12 protein-coding genes are annotated in these 18,233 nt (G+C 60.8%); 8 read left to right on the forward strand and 4 right to left on the reverse strand.

The window, feature by feature from the left end; all coding sequences use genetic code 11:
* Window positions 1–45 precede the first annotated feature (45 nt).
* Together QZH45_RS17650 and QZH45_RS17655 are read right to left on the reverse strand one after the other, a co-directional pair.
* Window positions 46–1,743: a cyclic peptide export ABC transporter gene (locus tag QZH45_RS17650; RefSeq protein ID WP_055135886.1), complete on the reverse strand. Its 1,698-nt coding sequence runs from the start codon at window positions 1,741–1,743 to the stop codon at window positions 46–48.
* Between the two features lie 34 nt (window positions 1,744–1,777).
* Entirely contained in the window at window positions 1,778–2,839 is a 1,062-nt protein-coding gene (locus QZH45_RS17655; protein WP_024780706.1) for a TauD/TfdA family dioxygenase, read from the reverse strand.
* 347 nt (window positions 2,840–3,186) lie between these two features.
* Between QZH45_RS17655 and syrB1 the strand changes: the two genes are divergently transcribed.
* Genes syrB1 through QZH45_RS17670 form a run of 3 tightly spaced genes read left to right on the forward strand, consistent with a single transcriptional unit; the run spans window position 3,187 to window position 7,255 of the window.
* Complete coding sequence (syrB1, locus tag QZH45_RS17660) at window positions 3,187–5,031, forward strand: syringomycin E biosynthesis L-threonine--[L-threonyl-carrier protein] ligase SyrB1 (protein WP_069018265.1); 1,845 nt, start codon at window positions 3,187–3,189, stop codon at window positions 5,029–5,031.
* Between the two features lie 17 nt (window positions 5,032–5,048).
* A complete protein-coding gene (gene syrB2 / locus QZH45_RS17665) occupies window positions 5,049–5,984 on the forward strand; it encodes a syringomycin E biosynthesis L-threonyl-[L-threonyl-carrier protein] 4-chlorinase SyrB2 (RefSeq protein ID WP_024780708.1) in 936 nt (311 codons plus the stop codon).
* 59 nt (window positions 5,985–6,043) lie between these two features.
* On the forward strand, window positions 6,044–7,255 hold the full coding sequence (locus QZH45_RS17670) for an alpha/beta fold hydrolase (protein ID WP_024780709.1): 1,212 nt from the start codon (window positions 6,044–6,046) through the stop codon (window positions 7,253–7,255).
* 1,679 nt (window positions 7,256–8,934) lie between these two features.
* Here QZH45_RS17670 and QZH45_RS17675 read toward each other — a convergent pair.
* Window positions 8,935–9,276, reverse strand: coding sequence for a carboxymuconolactone decarboxylase family protein (locus QZH45_RS17675; RefSeq protein ID WP_024780206.1), 342 nt, complete (start codon window positions 9,274–9,276; stop codon window positions 8,935–8,937).
* Between the two features lie 108 nt (window positions 9,277–9,384).
* Between QZH45_RS17675 and QZH45_RS17680 the strand changes: the two genes are divergently transcribed.
* Window positions 9,385–10,308, forward strand: a complete 924-nt coding sequence (locus QZH45_RS17680) for an AraC family transcriptional regulator (protein WP_055135089.1) — start codon at window positions 9,385–9,387, stop codon at window positions 10,306–10,308.
* Between the two features lie 15 nt (window positions 10,309–10,323).
* Here QZH45_RS17680 and QZH45_RS17685 read toward each other — a convergent pair whose 3' ends face one another.
* Window positions 10,324–11,202 (reverse strand): LysR family transcriptional regulator, encoded by an 879-nt coding sequence (locus QZH45_RS17685; protein WP_024780208.1) that lies wholly within the window; start codon window positions 11,200–11,202, stop codon window positions 10,324–10,326.
* 130 nt (window positions 11,203–11,332) lie between these two features.
* Between QZH45_RS17685 and QZH45_RS17690 the strand changes: the two genes are divergently transcribed.
* The 4 genes from QZH45_RS17690 (at window position 11,333) to QZH45_RS17705 (ending at window position 18,210) form a co-directional block, all read left to right on the forward strand.
* Window positions 11,333–12,514 carry a serine hydrolase domain-containing protein gene (locus QZH45_RS17690; protein WP_055135090.1) on the forward strand — a complete coding sequence of 394 codons (1,182 nt, stop codon included), beginning with the start codon at window positions 11,333–11,335 and terminating at the stop codon, window positions 12,512–12,514.
* A gap of 179 nt (window positions 12,515–12,693) precedes the next feature.
* Window positions 12,694–13,842: an acyltransferase family protein gene (locus tag QZH45_RS17695; protein ID WP_053191152.1), complete on the forward strand. Its 1,149-nt coding sequence runs from the start codon at window positions 12,694–12,696 to the stop codon at window positions 13,840–13,842.
* A gap of 28 nt (window positions 13,843–13,870) precedes the next feature.
* The gene (locus tag QZH45_RS17700; protein WP_024780211.1) at window positions 13,871–15,037 is read left to right on the forward strand and encodes an efflux RND transporter periplasmic adaptor subunit; all 1,167 of its coding nucleotides are present in this window, start codon (window positions 13,871–13,873) and stop codon (window positions 15,035–15,037) included.
* Window positions 15,037–18,210, forward strand: coding sequence for an efflux RND transporter permease subunit (locus QZH45_RS17705; RefSeq protein WP_055135091.1), 3,174 nt, complete (start codon window positions 15,037–15,039; stop codon window positions 18,208–18,210). The genes QZH45_RS17700 and QZH45_RS17705 overlap by 1 nt, the downstream gene beginning before the upstream one ends.
* Window positions 18,211–18,233 lie beyond the last annotated feature (23 nt).

Consider the following 18,233-nt stretch of genomic DNA (forward strand, 5'->3'; position numbering starts at 1 on the left):
GTCGCGACAACATCGCCAGCCGGACGGTGCAGTCAGAACAGCCATTCAGGCGCGCTTGTCGCGAATGGCACAGTTGATATCGGAGACGATGTGCCCGTCGGCCAGCTTGATGATCCGGTCGGCCAGCTGGAAGTACTGGTCGTCATGGGTAATGATCAGCACCGTCTTGCCGCGCCGCTTGAGGTCGGGCAGCAGTTCTTCGTAGAAGAACTTCTTGAACGGCGGGTCCTGGTCGGCTGCCCACTCATCAAGCACGTACACCGGCCGGTCTTCCATGTAGGCGCATACCAGGGCCAGGCGCTTCTGCTGTCCGTAGGACAACGCCTTGAGGGTCGAATAACCCAGCCCTTCGATCTTGATCTTGTCGGCCAAACCGAGGGTTTCCAGGTATTTGCTCGCCAGCTCCGGGTTGCCATCCTCTTCGTCGGGACCGATGAGGCGATTGAACAGATGGAAGTCCGAGAACACCGCGGAAAACAGATCGCGGTATTCACTGCGGCTCTCGTCAGAGATCGCCACGCCGTCGAGCAGCACCTCGCCGCCTTGAGGGATGTAGAGCCCGCACAGCACCTTGGCCAGAGTGCTTTTGCCGCAACCGTTGCCACCAACGATGTAGATCAGTTCACCCGCCTGTACCGTCAGGTCGATGGGTCCCAGGGAGAAACCACTTCCGGCATGCGGGTCCTGGTAATGCATCCGCACGCCCTTCAACTCGATGCTGCCCCAGGTCTTTTTGTGCTCGAGCAGATGCACTTTCGGTGCTTCGACCGCAACGGGTTCGGGGTGCGGATCGTTGATCGCGAAACCGAACTCTGCGAGCCGCGTACAGGCAACCCTGCCCGCCGCCAGCACCGGCATTGCCCCCACCAACAGCGACAGCGGCCCCATGATGTAGAGCACCGCCAGCACACTGGCGGTCATCACTTTGGGATCGACCGTGCTGACCAGCGGCGCGGCGAACAGCAGGCAACCGATCAGCAACGACAGGGTGAACTGGCCCACGTTGTCGGCAGCGGTGTACCACAGGCGCTCGACGAAGTTGTAGCGCGCCACCCGGGTCGAGGACGCCTCGATGGCGGAGCGGCCGAACCAGCGACGGCGAATGCCGTTGAGCTTCAATTCCTTGAGACCGAACACCAGGGCATGGGTGTATTCGTTGAACGCGGTGAACTCGTCCCGAACCCGATTGGTGGACCTCACGCCGCTGGCGAAGAAGAACAGGTACAAACCCACACCCAGGACCATCAGCGAAACCGTCAAGGCCAGGACTACCCACGACAGGTACGCCAGGTAGGCAATACCGAACAGAAAGACCGTCGCCTCCACCAGCACAGTGGGCATGACGATCAGTGTCGTGTTCAGTTGCGGGATGTCGTTGGTCAGCATGGTCAGCACGTTGGGCGGGCCGCGCCGGTCCACCTCTTCCAGCGGCGTGGCAAGGATCTTGCGGCACAGTGCGATGCGCAACCGGGTCATGATCCGCATGCTGGCGTAGGCCGGGAACAGCGCAGCACCGTTGCGCAGGATCAGCGCTATGGCACTGAGCCCGGCAAACCAGTACAGCGCCTGCATGCGATCACCGTCATTGTGGATCGCCTGATTGATCACACTCACCACCGCGATGGATGCGACCCCGCTGATGACACCACAAATCAAGGTGAAAAACGTCAGCCAGGGGTGGTTGCGCCACAGCAGGCGCATGACCGACCCCGGCTTGGGTTTCTTCTCTTTCTGGTTTTTCATGGGTTGCTATCCTCGAATGAACTCGCGATATGGCTCAGGCCGGCTGCCAGACGTCGCCCCGGGCGGTCATCTCGCCCATCGCCACGACAATGAGGCGCGGCTCCTCGTAAGGATCACGGGCATGGGCGGCCAGCATGTTGTCGAGCATGACCACATCGCCCTTGCGCCAGTCGAACCTGACGGCGCAGGCCTCATAGGCGTCGCCCACCAGGGCCATGACCTCATCTTCAATCGGTGTTCCATCGCCGTAGCTGACCATGCGCGGCAAACGGTCGGCGCCGAACATGTCGAGCAGGTCTTCACGCATTTCCTCGCCAAGGCAGAATGGATGGTGCAACTGCACCTGGTTGAAGAACGCCGCCTCGCCGGTCTGCGGATGACGGATCACCGCCGGGCAGAGGGTGCGTACTTGCAGGGTGTCGCCGTCGAGCCATTCGAAATCGGTGCCCTGCTCCCGACAACGCCGTTCGACTTCACCCCGGTCAGTGGTGCCGAAGAACGATTCCCAGCCTGGCTCGACCCCGGCGGTGAAGGTGCGGCTGTACATCAGCCCCTTTTGTTCGAAGCGTGCCACTACCTCGGCGGGCAGTTGCCGCAGCACTTGCCGGATGTCCGCCAGCGGTGTCGCACCGCCGACCCGTGAAGGCTGCTCGCAATAGAACCACTGCTTGCGCGGCCAGCTTTCCAGGTGGGAGCTCTCGTTGTGGTAGAGGATCATTTCCCGTTCGGGATAAGGCGTTGAGCGATAGACGTTCCGTCCGCCCTCCTTCTTCGGCAGGTCGCCGTAACTGCCATGCAACCCGGGGGACAAGGCTTCGGCAAACGCTTCGAAGGCCGGCACCGAGGCGAGCTCGAAACCGCGAAACAGCACCGCGCCGTGGCGGCACAGCAACGCCTCAACGGCCTGGCGATGGGTGCCGGCCCACGCCGACGGGTCCAAACCTGGTGCGATCGCTTCGATCACCACGGGCAAGTTCAGGCCATCGGCGAGCAGCGACAATCGGACCTGCCCATCGACTGGCTGACCTGGCCAGGAAAGCGAATCCGCCATCCCGTCATCGCTCAACACGGGCGAAGCGTTAGTTTGAAGATTCATGCATCACTCCTGAACCACGGACCCTCGGATCCACGTCGTACGGGGCAAAACCAATGCGCCCCACTGTCGGGCAAGGATAAAAACACTGATCCACGGTGATGTCTGGCACCGCAAACCGGGACAGACCCGACACACCCGGTTACACCGTCGCTGCCGACGTTCATCCCAAAGCGGCTTGTCCCCATTTCCCGCGACAGACGCCGGCACGAAGTCGGTGCTGAAATGCGACAGCTGCGAATCGCACAGGCGCATTAAACGATCCCGTGGGCCGCAGTGACGTCTCGAGTGCAACGGTTTTCGCAAACGCGCAAATACGCTGCACCTGGCAACCAACAGGAGCGTTAGTCATGCCGATTAAGAACACTGGCGGATCGGTCAACCCCGCGCCAGCCCCTCTCACGCCCGGTGCATTCCTGCATGAAATCTTCACTGCCCGGGCCCGTGAATTTCCCGAGCGAACGGCCGTCTCCGACGCCACTCGCGCGTTGAGTTACGCGCAACTCGATGCGGCCTCTTCGCAACTGGCAGCCCGTCTTCGCCAGGAAGGCGTCAAGGACGGCATGCTGGTCGGGATGTGCCTGACGCGCAGCGTCGACCTGGTCATCAGCCTGCTGGGCATCCTCAAGGCCGGCGGCGCCTACGTCCCGGTCGACCCGCAGTACCCCGGCAAGCGCGTGGAACACATCGTGCGCGACAGCGGCCTGAACCTGATGATCGGCGAGCCCGCCAATCTGGCGCAGAGCCCGTCCGTGCGCGTCCTGCCCCTGGCCGATCTGCTGGCCGGCCCGGCACTGGAGCCGATTGGCGATGTCGACCGCCGCGCCCCCGACCAGGCACCGGCCTACGTCATCTACACCTCCGGCTCCACCGGCGAACCCAAGGGTGTGCTGGTGGCCCACGCCAACGTCAGTCGCCTGTTGGACAGCACCCAGCGCGAGTACGCTTTCAACGAACATGACGTCTGGTCGATGTTCCACTCCATCGGCTTCGACTTTTCGGTCTGGGAGATCTGGGGCGCACTGGCCCATGGCGGCCACGTCGCCGTGGTGCCTTACGATGTGTCACGCTCACCAACCGCAACCCGTCAATGGCTGCTCGACCAGGGCGTGACCGTCCTCAGCCAGACCCCGTCGGCCTTCCGCGGCCTCGACGAGGCAGACCGCCAGGCCAAGACGCCGCTGGCGCTGCGCTACGTGGTATTCGGCGGCGAGGCTCTGCCAGCCACGGTGCTGCGCCCCTGGGTCGAACGCCATGGTGACCAGAAGCCTGCGCTGATCAACATGTACGGCATCACCGAAGCCACAGTGCACACCACCTTCAAGCGCGTGCTGGGCCAGGACCTGGAAAGCGCCGCCATGGTATCGATTGGTGCCCCGCTGGATGGCTGGCGCCTGAATCTGCTCGATGCCGATCAACAACCCGTGCCCCAGGGCACCGCCGGTGAGCTGTACATCGAAGGCGCCGGCGTAGCGCTGGGTTACCTGAACCGCCCGGCGCTGAACAGCGAGCGCTTCGTGCAACTGCCAGGAACTTCAACTCGCGCCTATCGCACTGGCGATCTGGTGGTGCTGGGCGATGACGGCGAGTACCGCTACGCCGGTCGTTGCGACGAGCAACTGAAAATCCGCGGTTTCCGCATCGAGCCCGGCGAAGTCGAAGCCTGCCTGCAGAGCAGTCCCGCCGTGGCCGCGGCCCATGTGACCGGTCACGATTACGGCGACGGCGACTGGCGACTGCTCACCTACGTGGTACCGGCCCAGGGCGTGAATGCCTGGACCGAACAGGTCCGCAGCGAAGTCGCCGCGCTGGTGGCCGCCAACCTGCCGGACTACATGCGCCCTTCAGCCTACATCGCCCTGGCACAACTGCCGGTTACCGACCACGGCAAGATCGACAAGAAGCGCCTGCCCTCGCCCGACTCCATCGAAGCCACCGTCCACCACACGGCCGACAACCTCACCGAGCAAGAGCAGTTCGTGCTCAAGGTCTGGTCCCAGGACATCGGCCTGAAGAACATCGGTCTGAACGATGACTTCTTCGACTTTGGCGGCACCTCCCTGGCACTGATCCGCTCCCTGAGCACTTTCAAGGCCCATTACCAGGTCAACCTGGACCCCGGCGTACTGGCCAACGGTGCAACCGCCAAGGTATTGGCCGACTGCATCCAGCGCTCCCTTGTCCAAGCCCATTGACCGAAAAGGAACAGCCCATGAGCAAGAAATTCGCCTTGACCCCGGAAGAACGCGCGTCCTTTGAGAAGAATGGCTTCATCGGTCCTTTCGACGCCTATACCCCGGAAGAAATGAAAGAAACCTGGAAACGCACCCGCCTGCGCCTGCTCGACCGCAGCGCCGCGGCGTACCAGGACCTGGATGCGATTTCCGCCGGCACCAACATCGCCAACTATGATCGCCACCTGGACGACGAATTCCTCGCCAGCCACATCTGCCGTCCACAGATCTGCGACCGCGTCGAAAGCATCCTCGGTCCGGACGTACTGTGCTGGCGTACCGAGTTCTTCCCCAAATATCCGGGCGACGAAGGCACCGACTGGCACCAGGCCGACACCTTCGCCAACGCCTCGGGCAAGCCGCAGATCCTGTGGCCGGAGAACGAAGACTTCGGTGGCACCATCACCGTCTGGACCGCGTTCACCGACGCCAACATCGCCAATGGTTGCCTGCAATTCATTCCCGGCACCCAGAACAGCATGAACTACGACGAAACCAAGCGCATGGCCTACGATCCGGATGCCAACAACAGCTCGGTGGTCAAGGATGGCGTGCGCCGCGGTTTCTTCGGCTACGACTATCGCCAGCTGCAGATCGACGAGAACTTCAAGCCTGACGAATCCTCCGCCGTGCCCATGCAGATGAAGGCCGGCCAGTTCATCATTTTCTGGTCGACCCTGATGCACGCCTCCTACCCTCATAGCGGCGAGTCCCAGGACATGCGCATGGGCTTCGCCTCACGCTATGTTCCGTCCTTCGTGAAAATCTACCCGGACTCCGAGCACATCGAGGAGTACGGCGGTCGCATCAGCCTTGAGAAATACGGCGCGGTCCAGGTGATCGGGGACAGGACCCCGGAATACAACCGCCTTGTCACCCATACCACCCGAGGCAAGAAATTCGAAGCGGTCTGATTTTTCAGTGCCATAAGACAGTGGCATGCGCAACGTGCCTGACAGGAGTCCCCCAATCCATGACTATTTCCACCGACGCAGCAACGCGCCTGTGCGAGACCGTGAGGATGCTTAGGCACCTTGCCATCCATCTGCCCGATCCCATTTGCCTGAGCTTTCTCGCCCAGGCAAATGAGCCGCCACCCGACCAGGCTTCTCCGAGCGTGAGAGCGACGGAACGGGCGGTCAGTGCTACCTTCGCACGCATCGGCGTAAAAGCCGTGCAGTATGTGCACGATGGTGAGGCGCAGCTGTCGTCCTTCGAAATGTTTATCAGCAAGAAAATCTGCCAGGCGCTGGATTTTTCCTATGACCACTTCGACGAGTTCGAAAGTGTCAGGGAGTTCGGGCGCCTGGTCAGACACTTCGATTTCAGTGGTTCGGTGCCCGAGGTTGAAACGGTGCACCTGATCACCCGCGACAACGTCGCGTTGTCAGTGCATGCCAGCACGGATCAGAACCGCCCGGCGATCGTCCTGGCACTGCCCTGCGGCATGCCGTTCGACCTGTGTCGCGACTGGTTCAATGCCCTGAGCGAGCGATTCTTCGTGGTCACCTGGGAGACCCGGGGGCTGTTCGGTTCCTGTACCTCATTCGACCAACTCTCCGTGGACACCGATGCCCAGGTCGGCGACCTGATCAACGTGATGAACCACTACGAGCTGCCCAGCGCGCACTTGATGGGCATCTGCGGTGGTGCGGTGATCGCGTTGAGCGCCGCCGCCATCCACCCCGAGCGGGTGAACTCCCTGAGCCTGTGGCACGGCGACTACAATCTGGGCGACAACAGCCTGCGCACCGCCCATCAGCAGAACTTCGAATGGCTAATGGAGTCGGCCGCCGTCGACCGCAACGAAGCCAGCGACTTGCAGGCGTTGTTCCTGGACCAGGCGACACTGGCGACCATCCCGGACTCGATCGCCCATGCGGCGCTCTACCCCTATGTCAACGAAGAGTTGTTCTACCGCTATGCGCGGCTCAACGATGCGCTGAACAAGACTGAGCTGCAATCGCGGTTGGGGCAGATCAGCGTGCCGACGCTGGTGGTTGCCGGCGACGCCGACGAAACCACCCACATCGGCGGCTCACAGCGTATTGCCGAGTCCATCAGCGACGCACTGCTGCACGTGGAGAGCAACGGCAGTCACCTGGCGTTCTTCGAATCGACCCACCACTCTAAACAGACGGCCTTCCGCTTCCTTGAATCGACCCTGGAATCGGTCGCCGTCTGAGCTGCAAGACAGAGGCCTGTCCTGATGCCAGTCAGTTAAGCCACAAACCTGTGGGAGCAAAGCTTGCTCGCGACTACGGTACGTCAGTCAGCAACCATGTTGGCTGGTCTGCCGCTATCGCGAGCAAGCTTTGCTCCCACAGGTTTTGCGCCGCTAGCTGGCATCAGGCTCTGCCCGCCTCTGGACTCATGACCTGAGCACCGTGCCAACCATTGAGGTCGGCACCCTGTGGTTGAACAGGCGCATCCTGTTCAAGGCGGGCTGATGCCAGTGAGTAAGCCACAAACCCGTGGGAGCAAAGCTTGCTCGCGACTACGGTACGTCAGTCAGCAATCATGTTGAATGGTCTGCCGCTATCGCGAGCAAGCTTTGCTCCCACAGGTTTTGCGCCGCTAGCTGGCATCAGGCTCTGCCCGCCTTTGGACTCATGACCTGAGCACCGTGCCAACCATTGAGGTCGGCACCCTGTGGTTGAACAGGCGCATCCTGTTCAAGGCGGGCTGATGCCAGTGAGTAAGCCACAAACCTGTGGGAGCAAAGCTTGCTCGCGACTACGGTACGTCAGTCAGCAACCATGTTGAATGGTCTGCCGCTATCGCGAGCAAGCTTTGCTCCCACAGGTTTTGCGCCGCTAGCTGGCATCAGGCTCTGCCCGCCTTTGGACTCATGGCCTGAGCACCGTGCCAACCATTGAGGTCGGCACCCTGTGGTTGAACAGGCGCATCCTGTTCAAGGCGGGCTGATGCCAGTGAGTAAGCCACAAACCCGTGGGAGCAAAGCTTGCTCGCGACTACGGTGCGTCAGTCAGCAACCATGTTGGCTGGTCTGCCGCTATCGCGAGCAAGCTTTGCTCCCACAGGTTTTGCGCCGCTAGCTGGCATCAGGCTCTGCCCGCCTCTGGACTCATGACCTGAGCACCGTGCCAACCATTGAGGTCGGCACCCTGTGGTTGAACAGGCGCATCCTGTTCAAGGCGGGCTGATGCCAGTGAGTAAGCCACAAACCCGTGGGAGCAAAGCTTGCTCGCGACTACGGTACGTCAGTCAGCAACCATGTTGAATGGTCTGCCGCTATCGCGAGCAAGCTTTGCTCCCACAGGTTTCGCGCCGCTAGCTGGCATCAGGCTCTGCCCGCCTCTGGACTCATGACCTGAGCACCGTGCCAACCATTGAGGTCGGCACCCTGTGGTTGAACAGGCGCATCCTGTTCAAGGCGGGCTGATGCCAGTGAGTAAGCCACAAACCCGTGGGAGCAAAGCTTGCTCGCGACTACGGTACGTCAGTCAGCAACCATGTTGGCTGGTCTGCCGCTATCGCGAGCAAGCTTTGCTCCCACAGGTTTTGCGCCGCTAGCTGGCATCAGGCTCTGCCCGCCTCTGGACTCATGACCTGAGCACCGTGCCAACCATTGAGGTCGGCACCCTGTGGTTGAACAGGCGCATCCTGTTCAAGGCGGGCTGATGCCAGTGAGTAAGCCACAAACCCGTGGGAGCAAAGCTTGCTCGCGATTACGGTACGTCAGTCAGCAACAATGTGGGTAGTCTCCATTGTCAGTGAGTTCACCGTCTCATCGTAATGGATTACCGACCGCGTTGCGTCGGGGGGAAACCCGAAGATCCTGCTGGCAACAAAAAGCCCCGATACCGCATGGTACCGAGGCCAGACCTGCATCGGCAGGCTCTATTTTTTTAGCGAGTCGTACGCTTCCAACGTGCGCAACGAATAGATGTAAGCTGCGCCGGCGTTGAGCGAAATGGCGGTTGCCAATGTGGCCGCCACTTCTTCGCGGCTGGCTCCAGCCTTGATCGCCGCGTCCGCGTGGACGGCAATACATCCGTCACAACGGGTGGTGACAGCGACGGCAATCGAAATCAACTCTCGGGTTTTCCCATCCAGTACATCGTTTTCGGCGGAAGCTTCGCCAAGGGCCATGTAAGCCTTGACCATTTTCGGGTTGCTCTTTCCGAGCGAGCCGAAAGCCTTCTGAATGGTGGGTAGCAGTTCGGACCAGTTGTTGAACATCGCATGACTCCTGAGCAAGTTGGTGTACTGTTTCGACAGGCTCAGTCTCCCCCCAGGGCGAGATTCGAGTTTGTCCGATCCGCTCAAATTTTTATGCGAAGCGCTCAAATGAATTCGATCGATAAACTCATCAGCTTGGCCAACGTGCGAGGCAGTGTGGATCTACGGTGTCAGTTTCAAGGAGATTGGGCACTCGATCACGCGCAGGAAGCCTTGGGAAAAGCGCCCTATCACATTGTGTTGGCGGGAGAGTGCCGCGTCGAACTTCCGGACGGACAGCGCCTGCCAATGCGTGCAGGAGACATTCTGCTTCTGCCTCGCGGGGCACCGCACCTCCTGCATGGCATCGGGAAAACGGCTGAGCCGCGAACCCCGAGGCTGGTGTCCGGTGGCACACTGCCGCTTTACCGCATTGGCCGCGGGAGCACTGACCTGGACATGCTTTGCGGAAATTTTCACTACAATCGTGCCTCCCTGTTGTTCTCTGCCCTCCCTGAACATCTCGTGATTCCCAGTGCAGCCCTCCCTGCAAGTGCCCCCTTGCCGGCCCTGGTCGACATGTTGCGAGGTGAAGCCGATAGCGATCAGGTCGGCGCGCACTTCTTACTCGATGCCTTGTCCCAAGCTTTGTTCACCCTGATCCTGCGCGCTCACCTCGCGAGCCACGGCCAACACACTGGCACCCTGGCCTTGTTGTCCGAAAAGCAGCTGGGCCGCGCCTGGCAATCGATGCTGGCGGACCCGGGCTACGAATGGACAGTGGATGCGCTTGCCGGGATTGCGAGCATGTCCCGTGCAACGTTCATGCGAGCTTTCGTGCGGGTCGCCGGCGTTTCGCCGTGGGTCTTGTTGACGCAGGTTCGAATGGAACTGGCCTTCAGCCTGCTGAGCCATTCGCACTTGGGACTGACTGACATCGCATCCCAGGTGGGCTATCAATCCCAGGCGGCTTTCAGTAAGAAATTCAAGGAGATATATGGTGAGACGCCGGGGCGGGTGCGGCGTGGATTGAATGGATCAGGTGTCTTGTAGGCCGCGCCCGCCCGCTCACATATGCAAGGAGATGAAATCCACGAAACAGCGCAGCTTGGGCGTGATGAAGCGATTCGGCGGCCACAGCACGCTAAAGTGGATGGTGCGGGTTACTTCTTGGGTCAGCACGGCCTTCAACGCTCCGGACTCAAGGGCCTCCTTGACGGCGAATTCCGGCAGACAGGCGATGCCCCGCCCCTCGATCGCGGCGTTGAAAAGCATATCGATGTTGTTGCAGACCAGCACGGCCCGCAGATCCTGCGCGCCGTTATGAGCTTTATCCGGTAGCGGCCAGCGCTCAAGCTTGCCGGTGGAAGGCACCCGATATAACAAGCAGTCATGGTTGCTCAAGTCGCTGGCATTCAAGGGGGTGCCCTGGACCTGGAAATAGCCCGGAGCCCCCACCAGCAAGAAACGAAAAGCACCCAATCGCCGCGCCACCAAGCGAGAGTCGTTCAACTCACCGGTTCTGACCACCGCATCAAAGCCCTCCTCCACGACATCCACCAGACGATCGCTGAAGTCCAGTTCCAGATGGATATCCGGGTATCGCTTGGCAAAGCTGGACAACAACGTGAACAGGAACTGCCCGGCCAAGGGCAGGCTCACGCGCAGCTTGCCCCGAGGTTCGCTGCTGGTGCTCGACAGCTCAAGTTCCGCCGCTTCCAGTTCATTGAGCACGCGCTGGCAGCGGTTCAGGAAAAGCAGGCCCTCCGCTGTCAGGTTGATGCTTCGGGTGCTGCGATGAAACAGCCTGACGCCCAGGCGCTGCTCCAGGCGCGCGACGCTTTTGCCAATCGCCGATGACGACACGCCCAGTTGCCGTCCGGCCGCGACAAAACTGCGAGTTTCGGCAACTTGAACGAAAACCGAGATTCCGCTGAGGTTGTCCACGCTCTCTCCTTGAGTTTTGCGTCTTGGATTGCGGAACGAAACGTCCGATGTGTCCGGAATTCTAGCCTCTGTTTCCCCTGCCGTCTGCGACCTAGCATGGCGACGTCCATTACAGCAGGGAATCGTAATCATGACCGCCAAAGAATCCATCCAATTAGCCAGCGCTTTCGCCACTGACCCCATGCAGGCGAAAATCGACGCGGCCCTGAACAGCGCTATCGAAGAAAAGCGCCTGGTGGGAGCCGTGGTACTGGTTGCCCGTCGCGGCGAAATCACTTATCGCAACGCGGTGGGCCTGGCCGACCGGGAGGCTGGCCTGCCGATGCGCACCGATGCCTTGTTCCGGCTCTCTTCGGTTACCAAGCCAATCACCTCGACTGCGGCCCTGGCCTTGGTAGCCCAGGGCCGCATTGGCCTGGATGACCCTATCGCTCGCTGGCTACCGGAGTTCCAGCCAACCCTGGCGGACGGCACCCGCGTGTCCATCAGCGTACGCCAATTGCTCAGCCATACCGCCGGCCTGAATTACGGTTTTCTCGAAGCCAAGGGCGGCGGCGCTTATGCGCAGGCTGGTGTGTGTGACGGGCTGGAAAGCGCGCCGCTGACTCTGGAGGAAAACATCCGGCGGCTGGCTACCGCGCCGCTACTGTATCGCCCTGGCACCCATTGGGGGTATTCGATCGCGACCGACGTGTTGGGCGCGCTGATCGCAAGGGTGTTTGAAACCAGTCTGTCCGACGCGATCGAGCAACTGGTGTGCAAGCCTCTCGGCCTGTCCGATACCCGTTTCAACGTCGTCGACACTTCCCGTCTGACGGCCGCCTATCTCAATGCCGATCCCGCACCACGCCGCATGAACGGCGTCGAAGTGATCGAGGTTTTCGAGGACACCGCAGGCATCCGCATGGATGCGGATCGTGCCCTCGACAGCACTGCCTACCATTCGGGAGGTTCCGGGATGATCGGCTCCGCCGAAGAGTTCCTGATCCTGCTCGAGACCTTGCGCCAGGGCGGCGGCGCGCTCATGCCAGCGAGCCTTTCGAAGGAGATGGGAACGGTCCAGACCGGCGATCTTGAACTTGCCAACTGGCCTGGTCGTGGGTTCGGCCTGGGCTTCACCGTGCTGACTGACCCACAAGCGGCACAGGTGCCGGAGTCTGTCGGTACCTGGCGCCTGGGCGGGGCTTTTGGTCATTCCTGGTTTGTCGATCCGGCCCAGCAGATCTCCGTGGTGGCATTCACCAACACCGCCTTCGAAGGGATGTTCGGGCAGTTCACTGTCGATCTGTGCAACGCCGTATACGGCGCTTAAAAGACGCCTGCCTTGCGTTGCGATAAGGAGTCCATCATGAAAAGACCGGCTTGAGAGCCGGCCTTCATGCGAATGCAATTTGAGTTGCCCAGCTTTGTTTTGGCTACCTGCCCCACGGAATCGACCAGGCACCTGGGCCTCCGCCAGTGCCGCGGATCTTTATTGAAAGGTATCGACTCATGACGCATTCACGCCTGTACCACAACCATGCCAACGTGCGACTGGACTCCCTGACGGGGTTTCGATTTGTCGCGGCAGCCTTGGTGTTCTTCTTTCACGCCTCACTGACGAAAATCATCGGATTCAATCCGTTTACAGACCAGCACATCGTCTCCGGCTTCCAGCGCTTGTTCAGTGTGGGTGGCTGGATTGGGGTCTCGTTTTTTTTCGTGCTCAGTGGTTTCGTCATTACCTGGTCCGCCCGCAGGAACGATACGCTCGGGGCGTTCTGGCGCCGACGCCTGGTAAAAATCTACCCCAACCACCTGATCACCTTCATCCTGGCGATGATCTTGTTCGCCGTACCACTGACCGCCCTCAGCGCCTGGTTGCCCAACTTGCTATTGGTTCACGCCTGGGTGCCGGATATGTCGGTGTTCCTGAGTGTCAACGGACCGTCCTGGTCACTGTGTTGCGAATTGGTTTTCTACCTGGCGTTCCCGTTTCTGTTGCGCGCATTGTGGAAGGTCCCTGAGGACCGACTCTGGCTGACCGTCGGCGTGACAGTCTGCGCCATGGCCGCAACTCACTGGCTCATTGCCGAAGTTGTCAACGATGAACCGCAGATCGCCGAATACCCGATCTCCCTGAATCAGTGGTGGTTGGCTTACTTCTTTCCGCCACTACGGCTGTTCGAGTTCGTTCTCGGCATGCTGATGGCGAGGATTCTGATGACGGGGCGCTGGATTGCCATCCCGCTGGCACCGGCCCTGGCATTGGCGGCGATGGCTTACTTCCTCGCAGGAGAAGTGCCCTTTATCTACAGCCTGTCACTCACCACCGTTATCCCGATTGCCTTACTGATCACTAGCCTGGCTGCCGCCGATGTGGCGCAACGCAAGTCTTGGTTTCGATATCCGTTGATGGTCTGGCTGGGGGAGATCTCGTTCGGCTTCTACATGATCCATCTGCTGATCATGACGTGTGTGACCTCGCTATTGGACGGCCAACGTTTTGCCGCTGTACCGGCGTCTCTCATTCTTGCCACCACGTTCTGTCTGTCGCTCCTGGGTGGCTGGCTGCTATTCACCTTCGTTGAGCGGCCCGCCATGCGGCGCTGGGGAAAGGCCAAGCCGATCGAGCGGCCACTGAGTGTCCCGCAAATCTGATTTTCTCCATTTAGAAAGGATGCTTGCCATGTCATCGTTTACTCGCAGGTTGAGCGGCGTGCCCGCCTGGGCACTGGGCGCACTGGTGCTGGCGGCGCTTGCCGGCTTCGCAATCAGCATGAAGTCGCCGGTTGCCCAGGCTAACCCCGCCCCCGCACCGCTGCCCCAGGTGCAAGTGATGGCCGCCGTCACGCGTGATGTCGTCGACTGGCAGAGCTATACCGGTCGCCTGGTCGCCACCGACACCGTGGTTATCAAGCCTCTAGTCGCCGGCACGCTCATCAGCGTGCACTTCAAGGACGGCGCGATGCTGCGCAAAGGTGACCTGATGTTCGAGATCGATCCACGGCCTTATGCCGCGGCGCTGCAACAAGCTCAAGCTGCGCTTGTGGCTGCCAGGTCGATGAGTGTGTTTGCCCAGAAAGAACTGCAGCGCTACGAGCATCTGATTTCCAGCAACGCCATCGCAAAAACCGACCTGGACAAGCGCATACAGAGCGCCAACGAAGCCCAGGCCAGGGTCAATGAAGCCCAGGCCAGGGTCGAGCTGGCAAGGCTTGATCTTGAGCACACCCGCATTCTCGCACCGTTCGACGGTCGAGCTTCACGAGTAGAAGTGACACCGGGCAATATCGTCGACGTGGGCGAACGCTCCACGGCCTTGACAAACCTGGTGTCGATCTCGCCGATCTACGCAGACTTCGACGTGGATGAAAAGACCTTCCTGCGCTACTTGGGCAACCGCCCGACAGCCGATCCGGTACCGGTCATGCTCGGGTTAGCCAATGAAGAGGGTTATCCCCGAAAAGGCAAGCTGAGCTCCCTGGACAATCGGCTGGATACCCGGTCGGCCACTATCCGGGTCAGGGCCAGTTTCGACAACAGCAACGGGGAACTGCGCCCGGGCCTGTTTGCCAGGGTGCTGCTGCCAGGCAGTGCCAGTCGCCCCGCGACCCTGGTTGACGACAGCGCCATCGGCACCGACCAGGACAAAAAGTATGTGCTGGTAGTCGATGCCGAAGGCCGCGTCCAGTACCGGCAGGTCAAGCCAGGGATCCGCCAGGGCGCCCTTCGTGTCATTGACCAGGGTATCGAACCCGAGGAACAGGTTGTCGTGAGTTCCTTGCATCTGGCGACGCCGGGCACCCAGGTTGCTCCGGTACGCGCACCGTCACAGCCACAGGCGCAACAGTGATGAATATTTCCGGATTCTTCATCGACCGTCCGATTTTTTCCGGTGTCCTCAGCGCCCTTGTGTTGTTGGCCGGCCTCCTCTCATTGGCGCGACTGCCGGTGTCGGAGTACCCCGATGTCGTTCCGCCGCTGATCGTCGTGAACGCCCAATACCCAGGCGCCAACCCCAAGGTGGTGGCTGAAAGCGTTGCCGCGCCCCTTGAAGAGCGCATCAACGGCGTGGAAGGCATGCTGTATATGCAATCCCAGGCCAACAGCGATGGAACGTTGGCGATCAACGTGACATTCGCCTTGGGTACCGATCCCGACAAGGCCCAGCAGCTGGTGCAGAACCGCGTCTCAGAAGCCCTGCCGCGTCTCCCGGCCGACGTGTTGAACCTGGGCGTCACCACCAGCAAATCGTCATCGACCCAGACCCTGGCGATCCATCTGGTGTCGCCCAACAATGAATACGACGCCAACTACCTGCGCAACTACGGCATCCTGAACATCAAGAGCCAGCTTGAGCGCATACCTGGCGTCGGCGAAGTGCGCATCTGGGGCGGCGGCGATTACGCCATGCGCATCTGGATCGACCCCGACAGCGTGGTGCAGCGAGGCCTCACCGCCGGCGAGGTAGTCCAGGCCATCCGCGAGCAGAACATTCAGGTCGCGGCCGGCGTCATAGGCGCTTCGCCTATGCGCGCCGGCGTCCAGCTGCAGCTCTCGGTCAATGCCCAGGGGCGCCTGAAAACCGAAGAGGAATTCGGCAACATCGTCATCAAGACGGTGCCGGATGGGGGCGTGACATATTTACGCGATGTGGCCCGGATCGAGCTGGCGGCTTCTACCTACGCGCTTCGCTCGCTGGTGGACGGGCAGCCGGCGGTGGGCTTCGGGGTTTTCCAGATGGCGGGCGGCAACGCCCTGGATATCTCTGCCCGTGCCCGGGAAATCATGGCTGAAGCCAAGGCCGATATGCCGGCGGGCGTCGATTACAAAATCGTCTTCGACCCGACCCAATTCGTTCGTTCCAGCATCGATGCGGTCATCAGCACCCTGTTCGAAGCCATCGTGCTGGTCGTGCTGGTCGTCATCGTGTTCCTGCAGACCTGGCGTGCATCAGTCATCCCACTGCTGGCCGTGCCGATATCCATCGTCGGCACGCTGGCGTTCCTGCTGGCGTTCGGGTTCTCCATCAATGCCCTGTCGCTGTTTGGCCTGGTATTGGCGATCGGCATCGTTGTCGACGACGCAATCGTGGTAGTGGAAAACGTCGAACGCAATATCGCACAAGGATTGGCGCCTCACCCAGCAACTCACAAAGCCATGGCAGAAGTCAGCAAACCGATCATAGCCATCACCCTGACGCTGGTTTGCGTGTTCATTCCGTTGGCGTTCATGCCCGGTCTTTCCGGCGGCTTCTACCGCCAGTTCGCCTTGACCATTGCGATCTCCACGGTGATCTCGGCGTTCAATTCGCTGACACTTTCCCCAGCCCTCTGCGCTCTGCTGCTCAAGCCCCACGGCGCACCTAAAGATCCACTGGAGCGTGGGATCGACAACGTCATGGGGCGGTTCTTCAAGGGTTTCAATCGTCTATTCAAGCAAGCCGAGGACCGCTATGGCGCCGGCGTGCGCGGAGTCCTGGCACACAAAGGCAGGACGTTCGCATTATTCGGCGTTCTGCTGTGTGCCTGCGCATGGCTCAGCCACACGCTGCCGACGGGGTTCGTTCCGGCCCAGGACAAGGAGTTTCTGGTGGGTTTCGCCCAATTGCCCGCCGGCGCCTCGCTGGATCGCACCGAGCAGGTCATCCAGCAAATGAATGACATCGCGCTCAAGCATCCTGGCGTTGCCCATACCCTCGAGTTTCCCGGCATGTCCGTCAACGGCCTGATGAACTCGTCAAGCTCCGGGATCATTTTCGTGATCCTCAAGCCATTTGCCGAACGCTCCGGCGAGTCGCTGGGGGCGAACCGGATAGCGGCAGACCTCAATGGCGAATTCAAGAGGATCACGCAGTCCTTCACGGCAGTCTTCCCCCCGCCCCCCGTCCTGGGCCTGGGGACGCTTGGCGGATTCAAATTGCAGATCGAGGACCGGGCGAGCCTGGGGTATGTCGCCCTCGACAGCGCGGTCAAAGCGTTCATGACCGAGGCTGCCAAAGCACCGGAGCTGGGACCACTGTTCTCCAGTTACCAGATAAACGTGCCTCAACTGGATGTCGATCTCGACCGGGTCAAAGCCAAGCAGCTCGGCGTCTCGGTGACAGACGTATTCGAGACCCTGCAAATTTACCTGGGTTCTCTGTACGTCAACGATTTCAACCTTTTCGGGCGTGTCTACCAGGTTCGGGCGCAGGCAGATGCGCCCTTCAGGGCCAATCCCGAAGACATCACGCGTTTGAAGGTACGCAATGCATACGGCGACATGGTGCCCCTATCGACGTTGTTGTCGGTCAAGCCCGGTTACGGGCCGGAAATGGTCGTGCATTACAACGCTTTTACAGCGGCGGACGTCAATGGCGCGCCTGCCCCTGGCTACTCCTCGGGCCAGGCGGAAGCGGCCATCGAGCGCATCGCCCGGCAAACACTGCCCCAGGGCATACGCATGGAATGGACCGACCTGACCTACCAGCAGCGGTTGGCCGGTGACGCAACCGGCTGGGTGCTTGCGGTCAGCACGCTACTGGTTTTCCTGGTACTGGCGGCACTGTACGAAAGCCTTCTGTTGCCGCTGGCGGTGATCCTGATCGTGCCAATGGGCGTGTTCTCGGCCCTCGCGGGCGTCTGGCTGACAGGAGGAGATAACAATATCTTCACCCAGATCGGCCTGATGGTGCTGGTGGGCCTGGCGTCCAAGAACGCCATCCTGATCGTTGAATTTGCAAGGGATCTGGAACGCCAGGGGCGTACCCCTCTGAGCGCCGCCTGGGAAGCCAGCAAGCTGAGGCTTCGACCGATCCTGATGACTTCGATTGCCTTCGTGATGGGCGTCGTTCCCCTGGTGATTTCTACCGGTGCCGGTTCGGAAATGCGCCAGGCCATGGGCGTCGCGGTGTTCTTCGGCATGCTGGGCGTGACCGCTTTCGGCCTGCTCTTCACCCCGCTCTTCTACGTGCTGGTTCGCAGCGTCGGCCGCCGGCTACCTCAGCGCCAATCGATTTCCATTACGGACACATACATCCGTTAACACCGGAACTCCAGCGCGTTTTT

It is taken from the genome of Pseudomonas corrugata, assembly GCF_050920615.1.
In the GTDB taxonomy this organism is placed as follows: Bacteria; Pseudomonadota; Gammaproteobacteria; order Pseudomonadales; family Pseudomonadaceae; genus Aquipseudomonas; species Aquipseudomonas corrugata.